The organism is Paraburkholderia atlantica (assembly GCF_000092885.1).
GTDB lineage: Bacteria > Pseudomonadota > Gammaproteobacteria > Burkholderiales > Burkholderiaceae > Paraburkholderia > Paraburkholderia atlantica.
The window spans coordinates 1,809,207-1,834,725 of sequence record NC_014118.1; the positions used below are offsets into that span (position 1 = coordinate 1,809,207).

Annotated in this window: 19 protein-coding genes and 4 pseudogenes; 12 read left to right on the forward strand and 11 right to left on the reverse strand. The window is 60.0% G+C overall.

All coding sequences use genetic code 11. The annotated features are described in order from the left end of the window. The first annotated feature begins 157 nt into the window (after positions 1–157). Positions 158–1,399 carry a cystathionine gamma-synthase family protein gene (locus tag BC1002_RS24185; protein ID WP_013092629.1) on the forward strand — a complete coding sequence of 414 codons (1,242 nt, stop codon included), beginning with the start codon at positions 158–160 and terminating at the stop codon, positions 1,397–1,399. A 66-nt stretch (positions 1,400–1,465) separates the two neighbouring features. Here BC1002_RS24185 and BC1002_RS36625 read toward each other — a convergent pair whose 3' ends face one another. Next, positions 1,466–1,834: an NUDIX hydrolase gene (locus tag BC1002_RS36625; protein ID WP_013092630.1), complete on the reverse strand. Its 369-nt coding sequence runs from the start codon at positions 1,832–1,834 to the stop codon at positions 1,466–1,468. Positions 1,835–2,079: 245 nt separating this feature from the next. On the opposite strand from BC1002_RS36625, the gene BC1002_RS24190 reads away from it, so the two are divergent. Next, the gene (locus tag BC1002_RS24190; RefSeq protein ID WP_013092631.1) at positions 2,080–2,991 is read left to right on the forward strand and encodes a CHAD domain-containing protein; all 912 of its coding nucleotides are present in this window, start codon (positions 2,080–2,082) and stop codon (positions 2,989–2,991) included. 67 nt (positions 2,992–3,058) lie between these two features. On the opposite strand, the gene BC1002_RS24195 is transcribed toward BC1002_RS24190, so the two are convergent. After that, positions 3,059–3,412: a helix-turn-helix domain-containing protein gene (locus BC1002_RS24195; protein ID WP_013092632.1), complete on the reverse strand. Its 354-nt coding sequence runs from the start codon at positions 3,410–3,412 to the stop codon at positions 3,059–3,061. A gap of 258 nt (positions 3,413–3,670) precedes the next feature. Between BC1002_RS24195 and BC1002_RS37905 the strand changes: the two genes are divergently transcribed. Beyond that, the gene (locus BC1002_RS37905; RefSeq protein WP_157874745.1) at positions 3,671–4,093 is read left to right on the forward strand and encodes a hypothetical protein; all 423 of its coding nucleotides are present in this window, start codon (positions 3,671–3,673) and stop codon (positions 4,091–4,093) included. A 255-nt stretch (positions 4,094–4,348) separates the two neighbouring features. Here BC1002_RS37905 and BC1002_RS39800 read toward each other — a convergent pair whose 3' ends face one another. After that, positions 4,349–4,525: a glutathione S-transferase C-terminal domain-containing protein gene (locus tag BC1002_RS39800; RefSeq protein ID WP_202945593.1), complete on the reverse strand. Its 177-nt coding sequence runs from the start codon at positions 4,523–4,525 to the stop codon at positions 4,349–4,351. Between the two features lie 51 nt (positions 4,526–4,576). On the opposite strand from BC1002_RS39800, the gene BC1002_RS24205 reads away from it, so the two are divergent. The 3 genes from BC1002_RS24205 to BC1002_RS24210 all read left to right on the forward strand — a co-directional run bounded on the left by BC1002_RS24205 (position 4,577) and on the right by BC1002_RS24210 (position 7,761). After that, positions 4,577–4,843 carry a hypothetical protein gene (locus BC1002_RS24205; RefSeq protein ID WP_013092634.1) on the forward strand — a complete coding sequence of 89 codons (267 nt, stop codon included), beginning with the start codon at positions 4,577–4,579 and terminating at the stop codon, positions 4,841–4,843. A 250-nt stretch (positions 4,844–5,093) separates the two neighbouring features. Then, positions 5,094–5,447 carry a hypothetical protein gene (locus tag BC1002_RS37910; RefSeq protein WP_157874746.1) on the forward strand — a complete coding sequence of 118 codons (354 nt, stop codon included), beginning with the start codon at positions 5,094–5,096 and terminating at the stop codon, positions 5,445–5,447. A gap of 205 nt (positions 5,448–5,652) precedes the next feature. Continuing rightward, the gene (locus BC1002_RS24210; RefSeq protein ID WP_013092635.1) at positions 5,653–7,761 is read left to right on the forward strand and encodes an acyltransferase family protein; all 2,109 of its coding nucleotides are present in this window, start codon (positions 5,653–5,655) and stop codon (positions 7,759–7,761) included. 278 nt (positions 7,762–8,039) lie between these two features. Here the strand turns inward: BC1002_RS24210 and BC1002_RS24215 are convergent. The 5 genes and pseudogenes from BC1002_RS24215 to BC1002_RS24225 form a co-directional block, all read right to left on the reverse strand. Further along, positions 8,040–8,264: pseudogene (locus BC1002_RS24215) on the reverse strand (IclR family transcriptional regulator domain-containing protein); the annotation flags it as partial. 105 nt (positions 8,265–8,369) lie between these two features. Further along, positions 8,370–13,874 (reverse strand): annotated as a pseudogene (locus tag BC1002_RS39805) (trifunctional serine/threonine-protein kinase/ATP-binding protein/sensor histidine kinase). A gap of 643 nt (positions 13,875–14,517) precedes the next feature. Continuing rightward, positions 14,518–14,700: pseudogene (locus BC1002_RS39600) on the reverse strand (LrgB family protein); the annotation flags it as partial. 340 nt (positions 14,701–15,040) lie between these two features. Next, on the reverse strand, positions 15,041–15,319 hold the full coding sequence (locus tag BC1002_RS37915) for a hypothetical protein (RefSeq protein ID WP_013092637.1): 279 nt from the start codon (positions 15,317–15,319) through the stop codon (positions 15,041–15,043). A 310-nt stretch (positions 15,320–15,629) separates the two neighbouring features. Next, positions 15,630–16,166, reverse strand: coding sequence for a hypothetical protein (locus BC1002_RS24225; RefSeq protein ID WP_013092638.1), 537 nt, complete (start codon positions 16,164–16,166; stop codon positions 15,630–15,632). An 80-nt stretch (positions 16,167–16,246) separates the two neighbouring features. Between BC1002_RS24225 and BC1002_RS24230 the strand changes: the two genes are divergently transcribed. Further along, entirely contained in the window at positions 16,247–17,041 is a 795-nt protein-coding gene (locus tag BC1002_RS24230) for an SDR family NAD(P)-dependent oxidoreductase (protein WP_013092639.1), read from the forward strand. Between the two features lie 243 nt (positions 17,042–17,284). Here the strand turns inward: BC1002_RS24230 and BC1002_RS24235 are convergent, their stop codons facing one another. From BC1002_RS24235 to BC1002_RS24245, 3 genes are all read right to left on the reverse strand, one after another. Beyond that, positions 17,285–17,785, reverse strand: a complete 501-nt coding sequence (locus BC1002_RS24235) for a DUF302 domain-containing protein (protein WP_013092640.1) — start codon at positions 17,783–17,785, stop codon at positions 17,285–17,287. Positions 17,786–17,827: 42 nt separating this feature from the next. After that, the gene (locus BC1002_RS24240) at positions 17,828–18,709 is read right to left on the reverse strand and encodes a catalase family peroxidase (protein WP_202945589.1); all 882 of its coding nucleotides are present in this window, start codon (positions 18,707–18,709) and stop codon (positions 17,828–17,830) included. 321 nt (positions 18,710–19,030) lie between these two features. Further along, complete coding sequence (locus tag BC1002_RS24245; protein ID WP_013092642.1) at positions 19,031–19,948, reverse strand: helix-turn-helix transcriptional regulator; 918 nt, start codon at positions 19,946–19,948, stop codon at positions 19,031–19,033. Between the two features lie 398 nt (positions 19,949–20,346). On the opposite strand from BC1002_RS24245, the pseudogene BC1002_RS24250 reads away from it, so the two are divergent. The 5 genes and pseudogenes from BC1002_RS24250 to BC1002_RS37920 all read left to right on the forward strand — a co-directional run bounded on the left by BC1002_RS24250 (position 20,347) and on the right by BC1002_RS37920 (position 25,435). Continuing rightward, a pseudogene (locus BC1002_RS24250) lies at positions 20,347–20,974 on the forward strand (tyrosine-type recombinase/integrase). Between the two features lie 175 nt (positions 20,975–21,149). Continuing rightward, entirely contained in the window at positions 21,150–23,687 is a 2,538-nt protein-coding gene (locus BC1002_RS24255; protein WP_013092643.1) for an autotransporter family protein, read from the forward strand. A gap of 555 nt (positions 23,688–24,242) precedes the next feature. Further along, positions 24,243–24,806 carry a DUF6387 family protein gene (locus BC1002_RS24260; protein ID WP_013092644.1) on the forward strand — a complete coding sequence of 188 codons (564 nt, stop codon included), beginning with the start codon at positions 24,243–24,245 and terminating at the stop codon, positions 24,804–24,806. 118 nt (positions 24,807–24,924) lie between these two features. Next, positions 24,925–25,155 carry a helix-turn-helix transcriptional regulator gene (locus tag BC1002_RS36650; RefSeq protein ID WP_013092645.1) on the forward strand — a complete coding sequence of 77 codons (231 nt, stop codon included), beginning with the start codon at positions 24,925–24,927 and terminating at the stop codon, positions 25,153–25,155. Positions 25,156–25,159: 4 nt separating this feature from the next. After that, positions 25,160–25,435: a hypothetical protein gene (locus tag BC1002_RS37920; protein WP_013092646.1), complete on the forward strand. Its 276-nt coding sequence runs from the start codon at positions 25,160–25,162 to the stop codon at positions 25,433–25,435. Positions 25,436–25,519: the final 84 nt, after the last annotated feature.

Genomic DNA, 25,519 nt, shown 5'->3' on the forward strand with positions numbered 1-25,519 from the left:
CCACCGAGGCTAGTCAACCCCCAGCGCAACATCGCGGAGCGCGTTTTGCCCATTCGGAGTGTCCGGTGCCGGCGGGCGGGACGCTAAAGACTTCGCCGGCGGACGGTTACAGGCGATAATCGGTCGCAAGCAATCGATCTGAAAAGGCGGAGAAGGAATGGACAAGCAAGGTTTCACCACTGGCATCGTTCACGGCGACAGAACCGCGGGCACTGAGCACGGCGCCTTGCGTCAGCCAGTTCATACGTCCGTGCAATATGGTTTCGAGCGCGTCGAGGACCTGATCGGCGTGTTCCAGGGCACGAAGAAAGGCGGCTTCAATTACGCACGGCAGGGCACCCCCACCACCGCCGCGCTCGAGCGCAAGATCACCAGCCTCGAAGAAGGCGTCGGCACGGTCTGCTTCAGCACCGGCATGGCCGGCATCACCGCGACGTTCCTCACGCTGCTGCGCGCGGGCGATCATCTCGTGTCGAGCCGCTATGTGTTCGGCAACACCAATAGTCTGTTCGGCACATTGCGGGCGCTCGGCGTCGAAGTCACGACCGTCGACGCGTGCAGGCTCGACGACGTGAAGAACGCAATCCGGCCGAATACGCGCATGGTGTTCGTCGAAACCATCGCGAATCCGGGTACGCAGATTCCGGACCTCCAAGGTATCGGTGACGTGTGCCGCGAGCGCGGCATCGCGTACGTCGTCGACAATACGATCACCTCGCCTGCATTGTTCAAGCCGAAGGCGGTCGGCGCGAGCCTCGTCATCAACTCGCTGACGAAGACTATCGCGGGTCATGGCGCCGCGCTCGGCGGCGCGGTCACGGATACGGGCCTGTTCGACTGGAGCGCGTATCCGAATATCGCCGACGACTATCGGCGCTCGGGGGCGAAAGACCAAGGGCTTCTGCAGATCCGCAAGAAGGGCCTGCGAGACATGGGAGCGTCATTGTCGTCCGAGCAGGCGCACTCGATCGCGATGGGCGCGGAAACGCTCGCATTGCGCGTCAGGCAAAGCAGCGACAATGCGCTCGCGCTCGCACAGTTTCTCGAAGGGCATGAAGCGATCGGCAAAGTGTTCTATCCTGGCCTGAAGAGCCATCCGCAATACGACATCGCTCAGACGCTGTTCAAGGGCGCGTCGTGGCTGTTGTCGTTCGAATTGCTCAACGTGGATCGCATGATCGAAGTCGTCAACGCGCTGAAGCTGCCGGTCAAGGCGACCGGTCTCGGCGACACGCGCACGCTGATCATTCCCGTCGCGCCGACGATCTTTTTCGAAGCCGGGCCGGAAACGCGCAAGGCGATGGGGATTTCGGACGGCATGCTGCGGCTTTCGGCGGGCATCGAGGATATCGACGATCTGATAGCCGATTTTGCGCAGGCGCTGAAGTTGGCGGCATAGTTTGCGGGACTTTGAAGCTGGAGCGAGGCTGGTGCGCCGGTCTCGCTCGCGTGGCTGCGGGCAGGGCTACTTCCTGCGCCGCTGATTCATCAGTTTCACGATATCGGTCGTCGGCCCGCTGGTCACGAGGCGAGGGATATCATCCAGATGAAACCAGCGACACCTGGATATTTCGTTACTCGGACGAGCTTTTGCGCGATTCGATATTTCGCAGGAAAACACGTGGTGGTGTTTCTGCTTGCCACGGAAGTCGAACAGGTGCTTGGCTGACTTCCCGGAGAGTTGTGTTTCTTCCTTGAGCTCCCGAAGTGCGGCGTCCGTTCGGTGTTCGCCGCGCTTGAGAATTCCGCCCGGCAAAGCCCACTTTGATGCACTACGTGCGACCAGAAGGATTCGCTTACCTCTGCGACAGATCACGGTGGCGCGTTTCTTCAAACCGAACTCCCACTTATGCCCTGGATGCTCTCAAGACGTGCACGACGCGGCGGCGTATCGGGCGGTATCAGACATAGTTGAGCATGCTAATACAGAACCGCAGAATGCGGTGATGTTTTCGAAGCGAGGACGGTAAGCGCGCGCGGAATCTTAAAGCGTGTCATCGGCGCGTCACAATCTCGGCGGCCGAAGCTCCCTATGGTAAGGTCTGGGCAGTGCGTATTTTTACCCGACTTGAGGCTGCAATGGATATGGATGGTGACTGGTCCTTGCCACGGCCAAATTCGCTCTTCAAGGTCAACCGCCGGACGGCCGGTCCATCGCTGTCAAAATCGAGTTCCATTGCCAGTACCTTCTCGTCACTCGCGGCGCCAGTGGTGGCCGAAGCCGTGCAAAGGGCGAAAGAGCTATCTACGAAGAGCGATGCAGAAGGTTTTCATCAGCTTCGCGTCGCTTTCAGAAAGCTTCGTGCTTTGTACTGGGCGTACTCCCCATACCTCGGCGACGAGTCGACCGCGCACGCCACCGAGGAATTCAAGCGTCTTGCGGCCGTCGCGGGCGGAACGCGTGACTGGGACATAGCAGGCGATCTGCTGAAAGCCGCGCAGCAGTCCGGTGTCTCGATCGAACCGCTGATGGCCGCGGCGCGCGAGAAGCGCGCGCAGGCGGTGGTGCATAGCCAGACGATGATCAAAAGCGACGATGTCGAGGCGTTCCTGAACGACGCCCTGCTTCGCGCGCAAACCACACTGCTGTCGCGCTGCGACGGTCTACCGATTCGGGCGTTCGCCGAGAAGCGTGTCCGTCTGGCGCAGCGTGCGCTTCAAAAGCGCAGCAGACGCGCCGCACGCAGCGAGCCCCCCCACGAAGAGCATCTCCACGATGTCAGAAAGGCAGGCAAAAAGCTCAGGTACCTGCTGGAGTTTTTTCAATCCGTGATTAAAGGCGGACACGGTCGCACCATCAAGGAACTGACATCCGTGCAGAACAAGCTGGGGCAGTTCAACGACATTGCCGCAAGCGAGGCGCTAATTCGCAACGCGTCCTTCAATGAAGTTCCGCCCGAGGTCGTGCAGGAATCGCTGCAATGGTTGGTAAAAGAGAAGTCCCAACGGATGCAGGCGGCATCGCGACAGGTTCGGGCTATCTCTAACTGAGACGGGCGCGAATCCGCTCATTGATTGGCCGCGCAGGCGAAACGCGCGGGGCATTGATCGCTTTGCGTCATCTGCCGAATAGCTTCGTTTTGCGCCAGGTTGCAAATGCGTCTTTGATGTACACATTGCCGGGTTTGTCGGCGAGCGCATATGCCTGCTGTTCGGTCATCCAGTACCGCTGTCTAGCCCCGTCGTACTGGAGATAGCCAGCAGCAGCGAGGTCGGCCAACCACTCGCGCACGCAGCGGACTTCTGTTTCGGTTATGTCTGCAAGCTGTTCTGCCGACGACGGATTTTCAGCCAGCGCTGCAAAGAGTGCCAATCTATTGCTGGCATCTATCGTGGGTGCGTAGATGACCGGTTCACGACGATGATGAATTGCACCATAGAACCTGGCAAACTTCCCGGTATAGATAGCCATGACTGCCTCCTCACTTTGCATCGTGCAAAGACGGGCCGACGGGATGGCCCACTGGATCACATTGAATTGCGACGTCGGATCGGGGACATGAAGAGTCCGATGGCGCAAGTGTGCGGCCAACAGTGAAACGAGAAAAGCTAATTTAGCTAAGTTGAAATAAGAAACGCTAACGTGTCGGGCCGCTTGCTGCGGCGTTGCTTGACCCTACTATCGTAGTCACATTCACGATCGAGATCATGTTCAACAGACATCCTTTCGATGCAGATGGACACTACCCGCGACTTCACCGACGACATCTTCCTCGAAGCCTTCCTCGCCTGCCGGCTGCCACCGTCTGCATTCGATCACCGCAACCATCTGCGCGTGGCCTGGATTCATTTGCAGCGCTTCCCACTGGACGAGGCCATTGAGCGGACCTGTGCCGGCATCGCGCGATACGCTGCACACCTCGGCGTACCAGATCGATACCACCGTACAATGACAGAAGCGCTGATCCGGCTCATGGAACGCGCTGGGGCTTCGGATCAATCGCGATCGTTTGACGACTTTCTCGCGTACGCACCGGCTTTTTCAGGCGATTGCCGCACCCTGATCGCCGCGCACTATTCGCCCGGTTTGCTGGACCGCGCAGATGCGCGCTCTCGCTTTCTGCCACCCGATCGACTTCCGTTGCCGTCATGACACCACTGACTCTCGGACGACTGGCTCGCGAGGTAGGGCTCGCGCGCTCCTACACCGGAAGAGGCAAACGTAATCCGCCGACGCACGAGACTGGCTGGCAAGAGCCCCGCCTGATGACGACCTTAACTTTGCGCTCGCTGCCGCGAACGGTATCGTCCTGTCAAGATGTCCCGACCGGGGGCAGTTCAGGCGCGTCGAGCCCGGCGAATGGGTCCTTCCAGGCGGGGATCTCCATGAGCGGCGCGTGCCACGCTGCTATGCGCGAAAATCGGCAAGCGGCAGGCCGGCGAGTTCGGCGAACGGAAGCACGCACGCGAGACGAAAATCGGCATAGGTGACCTCGTCGCCGACGAGCCAATCCCGGCCCGCGAGATGCTGCTCCAGAATCGGTTCGGCCAGGAGCGCGCGTTCGACATCTATTGCTGCTGGAATGGACTATGATCTTTGCATGTTCGCAAGGCGAGCATTGGAGGTCCCAACACCATGGCTCAATATCGTTCAGTCGGCGGGCTTTTCACTTTGGAGCCGGAGCAAACGGTCACCTGGACCACGACAATCGGCAGTGGGCTCGACGGAGGCGTCGTTGTTCAGGCTCCAAACATCATCGACGATGTGATCGGCAGCGACGTGCTTGTGACCGTCAATCAGGGTGTGATCGCGACTAATAACGGTCTGAATTACACGATTACGATCACCAATCCCGGTCCTCGTCCGGTTCCGCACAATTTGAATATCCAGGACTGGAACTGAAATGTCGAAAATCTCGGTCATCAGTCAAAATGGCAGATTGGTAGGAACCTGGATACCGCCGCAAAGCGCAATATCCGGGGTGCCGATTTCAGCCCCCGTAGCCGGACCCAATCAAACACTTCACGAAATCGATATAGAGGACCCGGAATCCTTCATACGCCAGAAAGCGCTTCCTGAGTTGCATAGGTTGGTCAGACAGCGTTTGGGGCTCAAATAGACCGGCACCTCAACGGCGGTCTTCCGCGGGCGTTTGTGTGATTTCGAACAGAGCAGTCATGCCATAGCAAGTGGTGTCGCGCTATCAGAAAGCCGTACGGTGGTGTTTCGAAAGCATCGCTTTGGAGTTTTGAAAGCTGCTGCGCGCGAGGGCGAGATTCGATTTCGCGATTACAGATGTTGCCTGCGCAAAACTGGTGAGCGCGGCTACCGCCGTTGCCAGCAACCATCTCTCTGCGAGGGCCTTGACCCCCAGCTATTAAGCCAGTTGCAGCTCGCGCTGGCACTCGCATTTGCATTCATCAGCCTTGGCCTCGCGTTCAGCGAGGAATCCATAGCGCCGATGAAGTTCCTCGACGATGAAGTCGACATTTCTTATCGCTTCTGAGGGGCAGCGCACGAAACACGTCGCGGGCCTATACATTTCCCCAAACTTTTTACGTCACACTCGTACGTAAAAGCAAACGAGAGAAATGGCAACAGCTTGACTGTCTGTCTCCCGCGGTTTTCATGCAGCGTTTCTACTTGAGCAGGATCGCTGCGAAACCCGTTGGCGTCCACGGATTCCGACCGACCTCATTAACTCTCATGCCATGAATCCACGCCATAGCGCGACTACTGCGCCGCAACTCGCCCGTCCTGCGCACGCGGCATACATCGACGGTTTGCGTGCGGTCGCAGTATTGTCGGTCATCGTCTATCACCTGTCCGCGCGGTGGTTACCTGGCGGGCTTGCAGGGGTCGACATCTTTTTCGTGGTTTCCGGCTTTGTTGTAAGTGCATCCGTTGGAAACCTCGAATCGATGCAGTTTTCGCGCTTCGTGTTCTATTTCTATTCGCGTCGAGTGCAGCGGATCGTGCCAGCGCTCGTGGTGTGCCTGCTGGTGACCGGCCTGTTTTCAGCACTGTTCATTCCAAACGCGTGGCTGAGCGATACCAACAAATACACCGGCTTCTTTGCTTTCTTTGGGTTGAGCAATGTGGTGCTCGCGTTCATCGGCGATGACTATTTTTCGCCACGCGCCGAATTCAACCCGTACCTGCATACCTGGTCGCTTGGCGTAGAAGAGCAGTTTTATCTGATCTTTCCGTTGCTTTTCTTCATGTGGGTGAGCAAACGTCCGAGAAAGACGCTTTGCGTTGTTCTGTTCGCCGGCGCTCTCGCTCTGTCCGTGTTGAGCGCATGGTGGCTTTCGAGGCGAAATGACGGGCTCAACTTTTACCTGATTCCAGGGCGTTTCTGGGAATTGGCATCCGGCATCCTGCTATACCAGTTGCTCGCGCTCGCGAAGCGCCCGCTCGGCGTGACCGACCGCAATGGTACGCTGGGTTCGATGGCATTACTCGGTGGTTCGCTGGTGCTGCTTGCGGCCGGTTTCATAGTCTTGCGCGCGCAACTGCTTCCTTTTCCGGGAGCTCTGCTGCCGGTTGCCGGCACGCTTGGCGTACTGTACGCGCTGCACGGAAGAGCGCCGCGGGATTGGCTGCACAGGCTGCTCATTTCACCAGCGATGGTTTTCGTCGGCAAGATTTCATATTCGCTTTATCTCTGGCACTGGTCTGTGATCGTGCTGCTGCGGTGGACGACGGGGATCGATGCGCCTGTCTGGCGCGTGCTTGCGGCCGTACTGAGCTTTGCGCTGGCGACAGCGTCCTGGTACTACGTCGAGAATCCTGTGCGGCGCTCGGCGGTCCTGAAAGGCATGCGGCGTCCGGCTCTCGTAGGCGCGGGCGTAGCTACGTTGACGTGCGGAGCGCTATTGTGGGTAGGCATTCAGGTAGCCCAGCTGAATCTGTCGCTGAGCGTGGTGTCACAACGTGCCGACGACTGGTATCCGAGCCGCCCCCTCGAGGCCCGCAATGACGGATGTCTGGACACGTGGGATAGGACGAAGCTCAACGGGGGGCGCGTATGGACATATTCACGTTCGGGATGTTCGCTTCCGGCGACCTATCGCGGGCGCCTGTACGTGATCGGCGATTCGCACGCGATGGCCTACAACAGGATGTTGCGCGAATTCGCCCGGGATACTGGCGTGAAGGTCTTCGCGTACAACAATGGTGGCTGTCCGTTCATGGTTTTGCTGCCCCGCAAACAAGATGAGGTGGCGAGCTGTGCACCGGGGACGGATGCGGCAATCGCTCAGATCGAGGCGCAGATCAGGCCCGGTGACGTGATCTTCCTGCCTTCGCTGCGGCTGCCGCGTTTCTCCGACGAGTGGGCCCGCTTCGACGACTCGAGCGCCAGGGACTATATGTTTGGTCCAGAGGCCGTGCAAAGCCGGGTAGACGGCGTGCGAGAGGCCATTCCAATCTTGCAGAAACTGGCAGCCAAAGGGGCGAAGGTCATCCTGGAGGGGCCGACACCCGAGTTCCGGAGCCAGCCGTTCCGATGTTCGGACTGGTTCAATCGCGACAATCCCATCTGTTCCGGCGGCGACAGCATCGCCCGGGCGGATCTGGAAACGTTGCGGGCGCCGGTGCTCGAATCCTATGCGCACATCGTGCAGGCGGTCCCCGCAGTTAGCGTATGGGACCCGTTGCCACCACTGTGCCCAGATTCGGTCTGCTTAACGCACACCGCCGACGGCCGGCCGCTCGTCTTCGATGGCGATCACCTCAGCGGCTATGCGAACAGGCTTCTGTTGCCAAGCTTTAAGCAGCGCGTCAGCGAGCTTATGGGAGCGGGGTCCGCGAGCTGATGCGGGGAAGTATCCAAACTCGCACAGCCGGTACTCGATCTTCGGACTAACTCCGTCCTGTGCCGACACGGGTTTGAGGCCGATAAGTCGGAACGCAAGCCGAAAATTGCCCACTGATTTTTAAGGCATTTTCAAACTTCGTTCCCACGATTCAGACGTGAAACTCTGGACTGGATAGGACGGACGATGCAGATCGGCCGGTTCAGTTCGGCCAAAAACCGCCGCTCACATGGGTCGTCGGTCAGACGTTCAGGCGTCGGCTCCGCCCCGGTGACCGGTCATCGGATTGTCGAAGATGAACGCTCCTTCTTCGGCCGATGCTCAGCCGAATAAAGCTGTGCGTTGCCGCTGATGTTCATCGCAGCGATCACCCGGCCATGACGATCGTGAATCTGCGTGGACAGCGGAAACAATCCGCCTTCGAGCTCCTGGTCGACGATCGCCCAACCTTGGCGGCGCACCTGCGCGATCGGTTTTTTCAATTCTTCCTTTGGTTGCGCGGTCAATATGTTTGCCCGAGAGCACCCTGTCGGCAACCGGACCGTTATCAAATTAAATTAATCTGCGTCTATCGCATCAGTTGATTGAACACAGCGCAATCCCGACCATCAAGACGAAACAGCGGCATGCCGAGGCACCGTAAACTGAACGACCGCGCCGCGCGGCGATGAGTCAATCGCCCACAACCGTCCGCCATGAGCGTCGATGATCGAACGGCAGATCGAAAGTCCCATCCCCAGGCCGGTCGCCTTCGTGGTGTAGAACGCCGTGAATGCGTGTTCGGTACCGTTCGGGCCAAAACCTGGCCCTGAGTCGCGCACGGTCACGAGCACGCAGGCGCCTTCGGCTTCCGCTGTGCTGAGGTGCACCTGCCGTACCCCATCGATGCCTCTCAATGCCTCCAGCGCATTGATGATCAGATTGAGTAGCACCTGCTGCATTTCCACCCGGTCGCCTTCAATGAGCGGCAAGCCATCCGCGAGTTGCATCTCCAGCCGGGCCCCGCTCTTTCTTGCTTCGCCCTGGACCAGTTCGGCAACCTCGTGGATCGCCTCGTTGAGGTCCACCGGCTCCTTCCTACGTGGCGCCTTCCTGACCAGTTGCCGGATGCGGCCGAGCACGTCCGCGGCGCGATTGGCGCCGCTGACGATACTGCCGAGCGCACGGCTGGCCTCGTCGACATTGGCGGGCTCGCGGTCGAGCCACCGCAACGCGGCCCGAGCGTCGATCACCGTCGAAGCGATGGGCTGACTGAGTTCATGAGCAATCGAGGCGGCGAGTTGCCCCATGGTCGCGACGCGGTTCGCATGCGCCAATTCGGCCTGCACGTCGCGATAGCGCTTTTCGCTCTCCCGGATTCTCTTTTCCGCCTGCTTTTGCTGGGTCAGATCGAGAATGTAAGCCACCCCCTGGCTCGGCTGATCTTCGAATGCCGCGCCGCCGATCAGGACAGGTATCCGGCTGCCGTCTTTCCTGAAGAACTCCTTTTCGCAGGCTTGCATGGCGCCGGTCGCCTCGAGCTCTTCGAACTCGCGCGGGACGCGTTCTTGCCATTCGGGAGGCATCATGTCATACCATCGAAGCCCGGCCTTCAAATCCTCACGCTCGTACTGGAGCATGTGAAGAAATGAATCGTTGGCGTCGATGAGTCGTCCGTCCCGGCCCCAGATGACGATCCCAATGAGATTAGCGTCGACGAGGCGTCGGATTCTTGCTTCGCGTTGCGCGACGTCGCGATACAAACGGGCATTTTCTAGCGAAATTGCAGCCTGCGAGGCCACCAGCTTCAGCACGGCGATCCGCGCGGGGCTGAACACGCGGGCGGCGAGATTGTTTTCGAGGTAGAGCACGCCCATCAGTTTGGCGCCATTCATCAGCGGCAGGCACAGAATGGAACGTGCGCGATGCTGACGGACGTAGGGATCCGTGTCGGCCATAGGGTCCGTTGCGGCGTCGTCGAGGAAAATGTTCTCGCGCGTACGCAGGACCTGGTTGAGGACCGACTCCGGCAACATTGCGCCATTGAGCGGTGTGTCGGATAGCTGCACGTGGAGCCCGTCGCCGGCGGTGGTGGCTCTCGCGGCGATCCGCAGGTCGCCCGCATCCGACAGGATCAGCAGGCCCCGTTCGGCGCCCGCCTGTTCGATGGCCGTGCGCATGACCATCCCGATCAGCTTTTCCAGGTGGATCTCGCCTGACGCCGCCTGCGACACCTTGATCACGGTTGCCAGCTCGAGGTGCTCGATGGGCGCTGCCATCGTATTGGTTGGTCCGGGCACCGTCTCTTCGGTCCTCAGATACGGGTACTGTTCCTCGAGTTGACGCACCTTGCCGGTGGCGCCCCAACGCAGATAGCCATAGCGGGCGTCCTGCATATACGTACGCGCAATTCTTCGAAGACCGCGAGCCGCATAAAAGCGGGACGCGAGTTCGCTGGCCAGCGCCTCGACGTGGACGAATCCGCTATCCTGCGCCGAATCGATGGCCTGCTCGTAGAGCATCTCGGCCTCGACCACTCGGCCTTCGATGCGCGCGATCTCGGCGCCGACCAGTGCAGTATGACTTGCAAAGTTCTCTGCGCAGAGATCCGTCCAGATGCGCAGCTGGTTGTGGCGGGCAATCAGCGCTTCGAGGTGCTGCTGGAGATCGCCGGCGGCGACGGAGTCGCACAGCGCAGCCCGCGCCAGCGCCGCATAGAAGTGATATTCGGCCTCGTCGAGAAACGAGTGCGAGGTCCAGAGCAGCCGTTGTGCCTCCGAGGCAGCAGTCATGGCCGCCTCGTGGTCGCCCGCGAGATAGCGCACCTGGAGTTTCCGGATCCAGTACCAGCATGCAGCGGCCGACAGGGACGGCTTTGCCCGATATTGCTGTTCGGTGCGAGCTTCGTTGAACTGCGCGTCGTCGAGGCAGCCGAATAGCGGCGTCAAGCCGCGCAGCGTCCGGATGACCGCAAGCTGGTCTTCGATAAAGTGAATGGCCAGCGCGAATTGCAATTTTGTGGCATACGCCAGGCCGGTTTCACCCTCTCGTTGCACCTCAACCAGTGGCTCGCCGATGAAAAGCAGGTTCGAGACCAGGTGGCTGGACGCGAACGCGCCGAATGGAAGATCGCCGGTGCGTTCCAAAGCGTCGAAAATGCGGCGGAAGTGGTCGCCGCAAGTCTGCCGCGCAGGGTGCACCCAGCGGGCGACATAAACGGAGAACGCAAGATGCGTGCGGGCTTCGAAGCGTACGAGGCCGCGTCGTTCGACGAGCTTGCAGCCGAGCCGGCCGAATTCGAATCCGGGCTGGTAGTCGCCGAAAAGTCGTCCGGCGAATCAGGGGAACTGGGCATAGGCCACGCACGACGCATCGGCATTGCCTTGCTCGAGGCTGAGACTGATTGCCTTGCAGATCGTCAGGCAATTGAGGTTCCCATCGGTAAACAAGGCCGGCCCGAAAAGCCTGGTCAGAACCTCGACGGTTGCCAGCGCGATGGGATTGTCCATCGGCGGCAGATCGATGAGTTCCTCGATTCTGCGGTCGCCAAGCAGTGACCAGATGCGCTCGTATTCGCGGCGCACCGTCTCGTCATCCGGGTGGGGTGACCAGTCGATGCCCACATGCCGAAGGAAGGCGAGGCCAACGGCGATCGCGTTTTCACTCTGGTCGAGCATCAGGTAGGCATCCATCTGCCAGCATGTGACCTGGGCGCGTTCGAGCGTGGTCGTGGCACGCCTCGATAGCGCCGCAAGTCGCGTCTCGGCGGCGAGCAGTTGTCCCGTCAGGAATTCGCATTCGGCCCGATTCTGCTCCAGTGCAAAGGTCAACTGATGCCGACGCTGCCAGCAATCATCACTCAATAGCCCCGCGCCAGTGGTGAAATAGGCTAGCGCCGAGGTGTGGGCCATCGACGCCTTGGCGCGCTGGCCAGCGAGCAGATTGAGTTCGGCCAGTTGCTCGCGTTCGTCCGGCTCGGTGATCAGCGCGGCACCGCGATTGAGCTGCCCGACGATCTCGAAGATCGCTTCTTCGCGCTTTTCCGCAGGGGTCTGCGCGACGAGCAGCCGGCCGATGCGCAGATGGGCCTCGGCGCGCGAAGATTCAGGAATCAGGGAATAGGCGGCCTGATGAACCCGGTCGTGAACGAACGCGTAAGCGCCGTCCAGCCGCAGGGCCAGTTCCTGGCGAACCGCTTCCCACAGCACGGCGTGAACCTGGGCTTCGGGTGTGCCGAGCACGGCGGATAATGTCGCGATGGTCGCTACGTTCCCGAGGCAGGCAAGCTGCTGCAGCGCGTGCTGTGTCGCGGGCGGCAGCCGCGTCAGCTTGCCGGCCATCAGGTCCACGACGTTGTCGGTGTAACTGCTGGCATGGATGCGTTCGGTATCCCAGCGCCACTGCCGTGCATCGTGATCGAAAACGAGAAGATTGCCTTCGGCGAGTGCCAGCAGGAACTGGATCACGAAGAACGGGTTGCCACCCGTCCTGTCGTGCACGAGGCGCGCCAGGGGCGCAATGTTGTCAGGCGCACAGTGCAGCGCGTCCGCGATCAGACTCCCGATGTGCGTACCGGTCAGCGGCGCGAGCCGGATTTCCCCGACCGTCGCGCCCGCGCTGCGGATAGCCTGGAGCCGGGCGGTCAGTGGATGGGCGGCATCCACCTCGTTGTCGCGATAGGCGCCGATGACCATCAGGTAGCGCAGGTCCGGCTGGATCAGCAGATCCGCGAGCAGGTCCAGGGTCGCTGCATCGAGCCACTGCAGGTCGTCGAGAAACAGTGCCAGCGGATGCCCGGCCTGCGCGAATACGCCGATGAAGCGCCGGAACACCTGCAGGAAGCGCTGTTTCGCCTGTTGTGGTTCGAGTTCCGGGACCGGGGACGGCTCGCCGATGATCAGCTCCAGTTCGGGGATCAGGTCGCTGATGAGCGCTGCATTGGGCGAGAGCGCCTCGACCAGTCTTGTGCGCCAGCCTGCCAGTTCCGTGTCGGATTTGCCCAGCAGCATGCGCACCAGGCTTTGAAATGCCTGGATCAGCGTCGCATAGGGGATGTCGCGTTTGTACTGGTCGAACTTGCCGGATGCAAACAGTCCACGTGGCGGCACCAGGACCTTGTGCAGTTCATTGACCACCGACGATTTGCCGATGCCCGAATAACCGGACACCAGCACGAGCTCGGGCACGCCGCTATCCAGAATCCGGTCGAAAGCGGCGACCAGGGTCTCGATTTCGCGCTCACGTCCGTAAAGCTTCTCGGGGATCATCAGCCGGTCGGGGGTGCCGTGCCCGTCCAGCGGAAAGTCGTCGATATGGCGCTGACGCTGCCAGTCCGCGAGGCACCGCCGCAGATCATGCTCGACACCGGCGGCAGTCTGGTAACGCTCCTCGGCTGTCTTGGCGAGCAGCTTCATGACGATGCGGGAGATGACGGCGGGGATGGCTTCCACCCGCGCGTTGGGTGCCAATGGCGTTCTGGCGATATGGCAGTGCACCCATTCCATCGCGTCCGTGGCGGCAAACGGCAGGACACCCGTCAGCATCTGGTAGAAAGTGACGCCGAGCGCATACAGGTCGCTGCGCGAATCGATCGAGCGATTCATCCGGCCGGTCTGCTCGGGCGCCATGTAGGCGAGCGTTCCGGCGATGGTTTCGGGGGCTTCAGGCGCCTGCCGCTCGCGGGGCAGGCGCGAGGCCAGGCCGAAGCCGGTCAGTCGCGGCTGTCCATCGGCGCAATGCACGAGGACATGCGCGGGCTTCAGATCCTTATGGACCAGACCGCGCTGATGAAGCTTACCGAGCGCGGCCGCAATGCCACTGGCGATTTCGAGGAAGTACCCGATCTGCAATGGCATGCCGAGCAGACGCGCGAGCGATTCACCACCAGGGTCCTCGAATGCCAGTGAGACCTGTCCGTTCTCACGCACCAGTCTCAGCGGGCGCACGGCCCACGCACTGTCAAGCTCGTCCTTCAGCGCGAACTCGTGGGCAAGCCGATCGAGACTGGCGGGCATGGGTTGTTCAGCGGCAAGCCGCGCGAACAGCACATTCTGGCCGGCTGCTGCCGAGGACCGTTCTCGCCACAGGACGCGATCGCCACCGTCCCACAAAACATTTTTTTCTTTGTTATCCATCGGTGCTGCGAAGAAATCGACGACTCCCGCGGATGCAGGTTATCCGTGAGTATACAGGTGCGCTCCGTCGCGACGTCATCATTTGTGTACATAGATGCACGTACAACTTGACGTGGCAGGACAGGCAGGAAGCCGACCACTAGCGGCCGGTCAAGCGTTCGATCGGCGAGGACGAAGGCCGCTTCATCTGCGGATGAAACGGCCGTTGTTGCCTGGAAGCCGTCGTTAACGGTCCGAGGGATCGAAGGACGATTGCGGGTCGCTTTACGCCTTTTGCATCGCGCGCCCGACGAGGCGGTCGCCGCGCTCGGTCGTGGGACGCTGGTCGGCCAACTACGGACGGTGGCCTGCACTTCCATGTGGACGCTCGAACGTCCCATCCACTCAGATAACCGACCGTCGTGCATGAGCGTGTCAGTATGCATCTCACTGCTTTCACTGCGCCGCACATGACGAGTCAACCGCGGAATACGGATACCCCATTTATCGTAACTCTCGCAACCCAACCTGGCATCCCCGAGTCTCTTCTGATGCACCTGTACACGAGGTTATCGGGGGGGCGGATCCGCGCGGAGGGATTCCAAGCAGGTCCGCGTGGATTTTTGTACCGTACGTTCCTCGTATAGTCGCGGTTGAGCATCTGCCAGGCGCCGGCTTCTTCACTGACCTGAAAAGCCTTGGCGGTACCTATGCCGTGGGAAGCAACACCCATCGCAAAGCCACGCACGTCGTCACGCCGCACGCCAACGGTATCCAGGATCGCGCTACTCAGGGTCGCGCCGGTAATGCCGGTCAGGATGACGATTGCCGCGGTGAGCGAAGGCAATCGGCGCGAATCGCAGCCGCAAGCCCTACTGCTCTATCCGGCACTGCGGCGATACGGGTGCCCATGTACGATGACCAGAAAGTCAAGAACGTCCTTTATCAGGACAGGCCCCGGCTCAGCGTTACGGACGAAAATCGGGTCTGGCGGCCAGTTGTGTGCCGGACTGACGTAATTCGCCAGACAGCCTCCCAGCAGCACTGCGACGAGTGTGAGGGCAACTACGGGTTTGAACCTGTGCATACGACCTCCTCACGAAAGCACGATCACCGTTCCCGGCCGTAGCGTGCTTCGGAAAGATCTGATCCGTGTGCCGGTTTTCTCGGGTGCTGCCTCGCGCACATCAACCTCCTCGATACATAGGATCGATGGAGTCGCCCCCCGGGATGCGTTTGCCGGACTGCGACGGGGTCGGCACGCCGCCGTTGACGCCGCCATTGTTCTTGTGAACCACGCTGGCGTGGTGCAACGGCATCGTTTTACCGCTTTGCGTTGCTGTCGCTGCGCTGCCCGAGCGACAAGGTACGTAGGCGCCTGCGAAAGCAGGTGCAGCCAGCAATGCTGAGCATACGACCAAAAGGTAAGCGACAGTTTTCGCAAATGCCTGCTTAGTCGACTTCATGACGACCCCCTCATAGTGGTCTATCCGGCACTGCGGCAATACGAGTGCCCATGGACGTTAGACGGCAGACGATGCCAAAAAATGAACAACGCGTTCAAACGCCGCCACTGGTCGCCAAGGGACGACCTCATGACAACGCTGCGGTGCTCTCACTGGACACCGCGCAAGTGCGCAAGACGCGACGCGGTTTCTTGGATAGCTAGGCATTTCTTATTGCGGCAGAGCCTACAAAGGCCGCTCCGTGTTGAAAATCAATCCTTCCCGGGCTGCCGGCTGGCCCCGAGACGCATCGGGTCGTCCATCAGCTTGATCACTGGCCCCGTGCCGCTTGCTCGGCGGCGTTGTATTCGAAACGCACGACGACGAGCACGTCTTTGCGGATTTGGGCGTAAAATCCGAGCCGCCGCCTGATGCCGACTCGGTGCCTTGAACCTGAAGTTCTACTGGCTAATGTAGCGCGTAGTTGTGCGTCTGATTTTCCCTGCACCTTGTACAGGTGGCTGGAGAGATCGGCCCGCTGGTCGACGAATAGGTCGAAAAGCAGTCGCGTCGGCCGAACGCATTGGTGCAAGGCAGGTGATGGGTGTGCCAATGTGAAGCTCAAGAACCCTGGACGTGCGGCCTCGACGACCAAGTCCAGCTTCACCAGGCCATCGTGGCCATCGTCCCGGAACTGGTCAAGCGTGGCCCACTTCCCGTTCGACAGCGCCTCCGAAATGTCGCCCAGATCATCGGCGGCAGAAAAGAACGCCGCCGTGCCATCGAGCGCGACGTCGCACGGCGGTGCATCGAAGACAACGTGACCGATCTGCTTAACATCGAGGCGTTCTGTCAGTACCTCGTCCACCGCATGATCCTGCCCGCGGCGGTGCTGCTCGATCGATTAAAAAAATCGCTGTGTACGCGATTCATCAATACGGAAAGTAAATGGCAACTTCTATCGAAAAATCTTCTGGACAAGCACGTTACGCGAGCTATCCCAGCCTGGTCGACCGGGTCGTGCTCATCACGGGCGGCGCGAGTGGCATTGGCGCTTCGTTCGTCGAGCACTTCGTTGCGCAAGGCGCACGTGTGGGCTTTCTCGACATCGACATGAACGCTGGAACAGCTCTTGCCCAATCGCTCGGTGACGCGCACCATAAACCGCTGTTCGTTGCCTGCGACGTCACCGACATTGCCGCGTTGCACGCGGCCATCGCCGAGGTGCGGGCTGCATTCGGACCGATCGAGGTGCTCGTGAACAACGCGGCGAACGATCGCCGCCATGCGCTCGCCGACGTTACGCCCGAGTCGTTCGATGCAGGCGTTGCAGTCAATGTGCGGCATCAGTTGTTCGCAGTGCAGGCCGTGGTCGAGGATATGAAGGCCGCGCGCGCGGGGTCGATCATTAATCTCGGCTCGCATTGCTGGATGCTCAAGAGCAGCCAGTTCCCGGTTTACGCGATGAGCAAGGCGGCCGTACAGGGTCTGACGCGCGGGTTCGCCAAGGAGCTCGGCGCGTATGGCATCCGCGTGAACACTCTCGTGCCGGGCTGGGTGTTGACCGAGAAACAGCGCAACCTGTGGCTCACCGACGAAGGCCGCGAAGAGATACGGCGCGGCCAGTGTATCGACGAGGAAATGCAGCCCGGCGATCTCGCGCGCATGGCGCTCTTCCTCGCGGCCGACGACAGCCGCATGATCACGTCGGAGGATGTCATGGTGACGGGTGGCTGGTCTTAAGGCCGATTCTTGCCCGGCGGTTTCGCCCATTCTCATCTGACTTCGATCCCGGGAACGAATCGATGCCAATAGCCGGTACTGGCTTGCCGATGAAGAGCTTACTGACAAAGGTGAGTTGCTCCTCATTCTCCACGCTCATCGAGCAAGTTGTCGCCAGCCGACGAGTCATATCGGTTTATTCGATACCTGCTATCGCCGTGCATTTGAATCTCCGCGTGGCTAGACGTCGAGCAGACTCAGACATCAGTTGACGGCGACCGTCGCGAGCTTGTCGAGCACAACGTCGATCGCCCCTGCAACCTGGTTGAGCGCTGCATCTCCGAACGTCGCCATGATCGGCAGGAACTTGTCATAGGACACGTGGGTCGCTCCTTCCGCATCCTCGAACACCAGCATTTTCGTGGGCAGATACAGCCCCACCTGCGCACCTCCGGCCGACAAGAGCTTCTGAGCCGTCAATGGATTGCCGACGATGAAACATGCCGCTTTCATCGGTGTTCCTGACAGCGATAAAACCCCGCCCCAGTTGAGGTAGCCCACTTCGATGAGGCTACTTCTTCCTGCAATTTCCCTGCATTCGTTGGCGTAGTCGTCCCAGGTGCGGCTCGAGTAAAGTCTGTCCATCAGCTTTTCGGTGCTGACTTTCCCGAGTTCGGCGGTGAGATCCTTGACGGTCTCGTCAAAATCCTTGCTCGAAAGCAGGTCGACGTGCTCGGTGCCGATGGTAGTGATGGTGGGTCGCATACAATGCTCCTCGATTGACGTTGATGTCGCTTGCACGATGCTCTACTGTCTTTGGCCCAACGAAATCGGATACGCGGTGTTCCGCAGAACAAGCATGGGATCGGCGGCCTCCACCCCCGGGTGCGGCTGCCCCGGCTGGAACAACAGCAAGCGCTGCGCCGTCTCGGGATCGACTGGCGGCCGCGACAATGTGAACGTACCCAGCTTCACCAGTTTTCGGCTGTCTGGCCAGGCGATGGAAGGATCGTCGATTTTGTCGCCCTTGCCAGCGATCTGCGCATACCAGTCGAATACGACTGGCTCGTTGGCGATGCGTTGTGCGAGCTCGTCCTGCAGATACGTTCCGCTCTTCGCCTTGCGCTCCGCCGGCGTCAGATAGCGTTCTTCCGCGTGCGGCACCATCCGGTAGCGCACATACAACGACTCTCCCCGGGCATTGGTGAACCTGAGCGCGTTGATCCCAAAGTATGTTGCCTCGGCATACGAGGCGGGATAAGTACGACTTTCGAGAAAAGCCTTCACCTGTGGATGCGCGCCGACGTACTTCTCCACCGGCGTGGGATGGGGTACGTCGGGTCCGCTCGCACCAAGCGCGCGAAGGAACACGGCGAATTCGTCGAAGGTGGCCGTGATGAAGCCGTTGTGCTGATTGCACTCGATGTCGAAGTCATCACCGTCAGGCGCCTTGATCTTCACCGCGAAACCGGCCGGTGAAGCACCATCCGCGTTATCAGGAAGATCGGGCACACCGGCAAAGAGCGAAAACCGCGCTACCACTGGCAACGTACCGCCGGTAAAAATGGGCTCTTTGGTCAGCGCTCGCGCTTCGGGCGCCGGCTCGAATGTTCCTTCCAGCATGACGCCCTTCGTATGCACCGCTCGCGCATGATGTTCGCCAAACGCCGTGTGAAGGGCATTGACCATGCTCAGCGGCGTTTCCTTCGCAGGTCCACCCGGAGGTGCCGATTCCTGCGCGACGACAGGACCCATGAGTGCCAGCGCGAGGCCCAGTGCCAGACACGGCCGAGTCAAGCGATGGACTGATGCCCGACGGCGCGGCATCCCAGACGATGAAGAATCTTGTGACATGACGTGTTCGCTCCGTTGTTGGTCTGCGGAGCATTGTCAAGTCTTCGGGCTAGGTGGTCTTGAATGATCGAGGCGGGCATTGTTCAAACGTGCTATTGCTTTGGGCGAGCACGCTGGGTTGCAACGCTCGCACCCTTCAGCATGCGTGTGCACGCGCTAGGGCTGCGACTTCGGCAGGTTGGCGCGATAGACGCCCGGCCGAACGCCCAGGCGAGCGGTGAACACGCGCGTAAAGTGGCTCTGATCCGCGAAACCGCAGAGCAGCGCGATATCGGCCAACGAGCGGGAATGGTCGCCCATCAACGCCACCGCGCTATCGATCCGTCGCGCCATCAGCCATTGGTGCGGCGACATGCCCGTGCTTCGCCGGAACGCGCGGACGAAAGTGCTGGTCGACAGATTACATTCGCGAGCCAGCTCAATGAGCGGGACGCCGTCAGCCAGGCGTGTGCGCATCAACTCCTTGACGCGACGCTCCTGCCACGGCGCGAGCCCACCTTGAGACCGGATCGCCGTGGCTGCCCTGAACCCGCCATAGGTAGTAACCAGATGGCTGCGCAATGCAAGCAGCACATGATCGACAAACGTCTGATTGGTGTGCTGTTGCGCATGCAGTGCTGGCAGCAGCGCGTAACCGATGTGGCGTATCACCTCGTCGCCGAGGAAAGCGCCGCGAGGCCAATGCAGGTCACGCGGCGCAGACTTGCCGTCATCCCCGCCCAATTCCGCAAGGGCTTCGCGCGGCACGTAGAAAAACAGATCGTGAAACGGTTCATTGGTGTAACAGACCGGATTGCATTCCAGGTCGAACAGGTGCGTGGTATTCGGGGCGATCGGGCTCACCGGAATTGAGCGGCCATCCACCCATAATTCGTGGTGAGTAATGCCACGCAGTTGAAGGCCTAGGAGATAGGCGCTTTCGGGTGCAATGGGCTCAGTAAACCCGAAACCCGGCTTGTCGCGCAGGAGCTCGGTCACGATCAGGTGTCCGCGCTCGGTCCGACTGCCGAGCGTGGGGGGTGTTTCAAGATTAAAACTGCGGCCCAGCCGTTCGCCGTAAGCTCCTTGAGCCATGCTGTATGTCTCCGGACGGATGCGTTAGCACTGCCTTGAACTCAGATGCGACCTTTCGCATGACAAGACGAATCATCACCATCACAGCCAGAACAAGGCCGTCGCTCGTGGGCTGCAACGGCGTGTGCCCGGGCGCTTCTTTGAGTGCACGCAACCTGCGTCCAATGTCGGGCTGGGTCTGGCCCACGTGCTTCGCTTCAGCCCCGAGCGTGCCACATCGGGCAATCGTCAGCAAGGTCGGGGCATCGCCCCAATCCCGGCAGGCGGCATTCATTCTTGCGTGGCTTACCGCAATTCGAATGGCTGTTATCTGGCAGCGGAGTCGTCCGCTCGGGGTCGTGCAGCGCCCATTACTTCGGACACAGACTGGATCTGCCTTCAACTGAAAGGAGATTGTTATGAGCAGGCAAGCCAACACCGGTTCGTCGCGAGTCCCGCGGAACAAAGGGAGATTGGACCGGCCAGAAGCCCCCGCTGAAGCTCAAGGAGATTTGGGCGATCCGCGTGCGCCTCCAGCTTTCGTCCCGCGTGCGGGATCTGGCCATGTTCAATCTCGCCATCGACAGCAAGCTTCGGGCGTGCGACCTGACGAAGCTGCGCGTGCGGGACGTCTGTCACGGGGAGCACATTGCCAGCCGCGCGACGATCATGCAGCAGAAGACGCAACGGCCCGTACAGTTCGAAATTGCGGAGCAGACCCGCGACAGCCTGGCGGCATGGATAAGGCATGCGGGATTGCATGCAACCGACTTCCTGTTCCCGAGCCGAATTCACGGCTCTCCGCACTTGTCGACGCGACAATATGCTCGGCTGGTTCATCGGTGGATCGCCTCAATCGGCCTGGACGACAGCGCCTACGGTACTCACAGGATGCGCCGGACCAAGGCATCGTTGATCTATCGCCGCACGAAGAACCTGCGGGCCGTCCAGTTGCTGCTTGGCCACACGAAGCTCGAAAGCACAGTCCGGTATCTCGGCATCGAGGTAGATGACGCGCTTGAAATGGCCGAACAGACCGAGGTGTAGGATGGGTTGGCCGGTTAGCGACGGGACGCTGATCGGCCAGTCGCGGACATTCGCCCGAGGTGCACGGTCGTCAACAATCGAGCCGCCGCGTTTGATCTAACATTAACCAGTCGTCTAGCCGTCAGCATGTCCCACCCCTGTCGCATTCATGCAATACGTCAAAGGGAGACAACCGATGAAGATGAGGGCAATCGTACGCGGAGCGCAACGGCAACAACACGAGGTATCAGGACCCGAACCGGGACGACACTTCCGCTGTAGGCTGACGTGGCCGGGTTTGGCCTCGTCCCAACTGCCAGGATGGCATCCCTTCTTGATAGTGCTGATGTCCGTTTTTCTGGCGCCAGAGTCCGCCCGTTCGCTAACCATCAACGGGCCGAGCGCGTTTACCTCCACCATCGTCGTCGGCACCAGCACCAGCACTTACATTTTCAATCCTGGTAATGCGCAGATTACCGTCACTACGAGCGCCAACAATACCCCCGGTGTTGTGGTCCAAGGCAATGGACAATTCACGGTCCTCCCCCCTTCACCAGGTTCTTCCAACCACTTTGGAACCGTCATTACCACTACAGGCATCGGATCCTACGGCATCAGCGACCAAGCTGCCGGACATACCGTTGAACTGAATGGCGTTCTCGTCACGACCTCTGGTCAGAATGCTCATGGAATAATTTTCCAGAATCCGAACACCCGTATGGCCGCGACGAATGTGACGGTGACGACCGGGGGATCGGGTGCCAGTGCCGTTTACATGGGCGCGAGCGGATCGATGGCGAGCTTCACAGACAGTACTCTCGAGAGCGAGGGAGGTGCGGTCATCAGTGCCCTCGGCGGCACGATTGGTCTGACCGGGACCACCGTTCTCGCGGGCACCGACGGACGCTGGCTGAATGTGCTGAGCGGCTCGGCTGTCACCATCAACGCATCAGCGGCGACGTTAGACGGTGCGGCTATCACCAACAGCGGCGGACTTTCAGCTCTCACGCTGACGAATGGCACCACCTGGAACATGACTGGCAGTTCCAACGTCACCACGCTTACCAACAATGCCAGCCAGATTGTTTTTGCCCCTGGCGGCGCGTTCAAAGCGCTGATGATGGGGACCTACACTGGCGTTAACGGCACCATCCGGCTAAACACATTTCTTGGTGCCGACGGTTCGCCGTCGGACCAGCTTGTCATCAACGGGGGAACCGCGACCGGAAACACTCTGCTGCACGTCGCCAATGCCGGAGGACCTGGTGCAAGGACTATGGGCAACGGTATCGCGGTGGTTACTACGATTGGCAGCGGCACAGCGACGGCGAGTGGCGCGTTCGCGCTCGCAGGCGAAGTGCGCGGTGGCGCGTTCACCTATTTTCTGTTTCGCGGCGGTTTGAACGGCAGCAATCCACAGGACTGGTTCCTTCGTACATCGTTCGAAGTACCGTCGGAGAACGGCAATGGGAATGGCAACGGCGGCAATGGGAACGGCAACGGCAACGGCGGCAACGGCAACGGCAACGGCAACGGCAACGGCGGCAACGGCGGCAACGGCAACGGCGGCAACGGCAACGGCGGAAACGGCAACGGCGGCAACGGCAACGGCGGAATCGGCAACGGCGGCAACGGAAACGGAAACGGAAACGGGACAGGAACGGAGGTTGAAGAGCAGATCATCGGCCTTGAGCCACCGCCCGACCACCTGCCACCAGGCCAATGGCCCATCATTGGCCCGGAACTCGCGACCTATGGAGTCGTGCAGCCGATGGCGCGGCAACTGGGCCTCGAGATGCTCGGCACGATGCACGAGCGCATCGGCGACACGCTCACCGATGCGGGTGGCGGCAACAGCGCGAACGCGAACGGGCTCTCTCGGTCAGCTTGGGCGCGCGTGTTCGGCCAGCAGGTCGACAATCGCTACCAGACCTTCACCGATGCGCGCGCGGCCGGCTCCGTGGTCGGCGTGCAGGCCGGCCTCGACCTCTGGCGCGGCAGTTTCCTGCCGGGCCATCATGACGCCAGCGGTGTCTATTTCGCATACGGCAACGCCAACGTCGACGTGGACGGACTTGTCACCAATGGGCAGGCGACTGGCTATGTGTTGAACCATACCGGCTCGGTGAACCTGAACGCGTATTCGGGCGGTGCGTACTGGACCCATTACGGACCGAGCGGATGGTATGTCGACGCGATATTGCAGGGCACCTACTACGACGGCGAGGCGACGACCCAGTTTGCGCGCCTACCAGTCTCGGGTTCGGGGATCGTCACGTCACTCGAGGCGGGCTATCCGTTTCACCTTCCGCTCGGGCCGAACTTCGTGCTCGAACCTCAGGCGCAGCTCATCTGGCAGCACGTCGGGATCAACGACGCCAATGACGGGCTGGGTCCGGTCGATCCGGGCTCGACGTCAGGTGTGACCGGGCGACTCGGCGTGCGCGGTCAGTGGACTATCGAGCGTGGCAACGGGCAAGTGTGGCAGCCGTACGTGCGGGCAAACATCTGGCGCGACTGGGGTGCACGTGCAACGACGACCTATGCCGGGACCGAACAGGTCCTGCTCGCACAGCAATTCACGCGCATGGATGTCGCGGCCGGGGTGACGGCTAAGCTTGACACGCGTTGGAGCCTGTATGGCCAGTTCGGCTACCAGTTCTCGATCAATGCCTCGGCGACCGGCAGCCAGAAGGGCGTCTGGGGCGACGTCGGGTTTCGCTACAAGTGGTAAGGGACGGGGCGCCCTGTCTCATTCACGTGTGGCATTTCAAATGACTGCGATCGCGCGAATTGAACGTCAGTTGTGGGTCGACTCCTGCCTGCCGACCGCATCGGACAGCGGTCCGCCAACAACGGTCAGTCGACGACCCGGTTGAAATCGTCGACGATTTTTTGGACACTGCTTTGCTGTACGCGGCCGTGAACCGGTATTGGTTGTCGTCTATTGACACCTAAAACCAAACTGATAAGCAAGAAAATGAAAAAGCAGACTCTCCCCCGTCCTTCCCTGACTGGTTCGATCTAAAGAAGTACGCTGCAGTGGCGGAATTCGATATCTTCGATTGATTCTATAACATTAACATTCGAATAATGTTACGGTCTGGCGTGGACAATGGGGAAGTTGAAAGACTCCGCTCACTGATGGAGGAAAGGGGATTGCAAGTGGCGTCGGTAGACGATCACTTTTATTCGTCGATGTTTGAGAGGGTTGTTGGAAAACCCGGCAAGGAAAACGCCGCCCGATCGCAAGCGGACATACGATAACAAAACCGCGAGGGGAATTGTAATGGACCTTTCGGTGGTGCAGGTGATGTCCATGGCGGAGGAATTTCATAAGGATGAGAAATACGTGGCCGCCTGGGAGGCATTCAACTGGGGTATGACTACCTCAAATGAATGGATCCAAGAGCGCCTCAAAGGGAAAGAAGACGAAGCTCTCCAGGACGCCGCGGCGGACTATATGAACTTGAAATTCCCTGCCACAGGCAATTTTGTCTACGCTGAGATAGACATTCACGCGCCATTAGATGATCTCGTGGAGTCATTTCGCGACTGGGTACAGAAGATCAAGTCAGACCGTGGAATCCCTTTTCACGAAAAATCACGCTTCTCGGATCTGGACTTCAAGCGATGGCACAAATATGCGGTTCTTCCGTATTTCGACCTCAAGCTATGGGCTGCGTCGAAGGACGTGCGCATCCCTGACTATCTTTACGTCAAAGCCCTATTCGGGGATTTGCAGGGGGACATAGATGGCATGTTCCGCAAGAACACGAAGCCGCTGGAGAAGGTGGTCATGACACAAGGCTGCCTAGATCAGCTTCGCAATCAGGGCAACATACACTACTAGCGGAGAGTTTTTTGCCAAATTTCTTTCCGGAAAGAAAACGGCCCAAATTTATGACTTCAGTTTGATTCCCAGATAACAATAATAAGAAGCCATATCAACGTTCACCAAGGAACGAAGTATGGCAACCAACAACCCCGATGATCCTCGCCCACAGGCGCTCCCACGAAACGGGTGCTCGCGCTGGGCGGATCTGAAACCCTTCATCCCGGTGCGCCGTGAGACGTGGCGGAAGCTGTGCCTCAACGGCCGCGCCCCCAAAGCCGCCAAACTGAGCCTGCGCTGCACCGTCCGGAACAACGCAGACGTTCATCGCTGGCTGGCGGACCCCGTCGGCTACCGCGCGGAGTAGGCCGATGTCGACGCCAGCTCAGATCGCGCGTCATTTCGACGCCTTCGCCGGCCTCATCGGACTTCATGTCAATGGTCTGAATGGCCTTGCGATCTATTCAGACAGTCAATTCCGCCTCGGGTGGAAGCGATCAGAGTTCCCCGATTCGCTGCAGCCTGCCGCGCGCAAGGCCTTTCTCCAAGCTATCCACCGTCGTGTCGTCGACGAATTCCCTAACCATCCTCTGACCCGCTTCTCCCGTGACTACCTCGCAAAAGCAGACGACAAGATCTCAGCTTAAGCTTCTGAAGCTCGGAGATGTCACGCTGGCAAGCGAACCTGAGTGATGACACATTGCTGCGTGCGAATGTCTCATATCGGTGAG

Excerpts from the sequence above, each read along its gene's own strand:
- BC1002_RS24205 (WP_013092634.1), top strand. The coding sequence starts at position 4,577 with ATGGCTCAATATCGTTCAGTCGGCGGGCTTTTCACTTTGGAGCCGGAG.
- BC1002_RS24255 (WP_013092643.1), top strand. The coding sequence starts at position 21,150 with ATGAAGATGAGGGCAATCGTACGCGGAGCGCAACGGCAACAACACGAG.
- BC1002_RS24260 (WP_013092644.1), top strand. The coding sequence starts at position 24,243 with ATGGACCTTTCGGTGGTGCAGGTGATGTCCATGGCGGAGGAATTTCAT.
- BC1002_RS24190 (WP_013092631.1), top strand. The coding sequence starts at position 2,080 with ATGGATATGGATGGTGACTGGTCCTTGCCACGGCCAAATTCGCTCTTC.
- BC1002_RS24240 (WP_202945589.1), bottom strand. The coding sequence starts at position 18,709 with ATGGTCAATGCCCTTCACACGGCGTTTGGCGAACATCATGCGCGAGCG.
- BC1002_RS24210 (WP_013092635.1), top strand. The coding sequence starts at position 5,653 with ATGAATCCACGCCATAGCGCGACTACTGCGCCGCAACTCGCCCGTCCT.
- BC1002_RS37920 (WP_013092646.1), top strand. The coding sequence starts at position 25,160 with ATGTCGACGCCAGCTCAGATCGCGCGTCATTTCGACGCCTTCGCCGGC.
- BC1002_RS24185 (WP_013092629.1), top strand. The coding sequence starts at position 158 with ATGGACAAGCAAGGTTTCACCACTGGCATCGTTCACGGCGACAGAACC.
- BC1002_RS24235 (WP_013092640.1), bottom strand. The coding sequence starts at position 17,785 with ATGCGACCCACCATCACTACCATCGGCACCGAGCACGTCGACCTGCTT.
- BC1002_RS37915 (WP_013092637.1), bottom strand. The coding sequence starts at position 15,319 with ATGAAGTCGACTAAGCAGGCATTTGCGAAAACTGTCGCTTACCTTTTG.
- BC1002_RS36650 (WP_013092645.1), top strand. The coding sequence starts at position 24,925 with ATGGCAACCAACAACCCCGATGATCCTCGCCCACAGGCGCTCCCACGA.
- BC1002_RS24195 (WP_013092632.1), bottom strand. The coding sequence starts at position 3,412 with ATGGCTATCTATACCGGGAAGTTTGCCAGGTTCTATGGTGCAATTCAT.
- BC1002_RS37905 (WP_157874745.1), top strand. The coding sequence starts at position 3,671 with ATGCAGATGGACACTACCCGCGACTTCACCGACGACATCTTCCTCGAA.
- BC1002_RS24230 (WP_013092639.1), top strand. The coding sequence starts at position 16,247 with ATGGCAACTTCTATCGAAAAATCTTCTGGACAAGCACGTTACGCGAGC.
- BC1002_RS24245 (WP_013092642.1), bottom strand. The coding sequence starts at position 19,948 with ATGGCTCAAGGAGCTTACGGCGAACGGCTGGGCCGCAGTTTTAATCTT.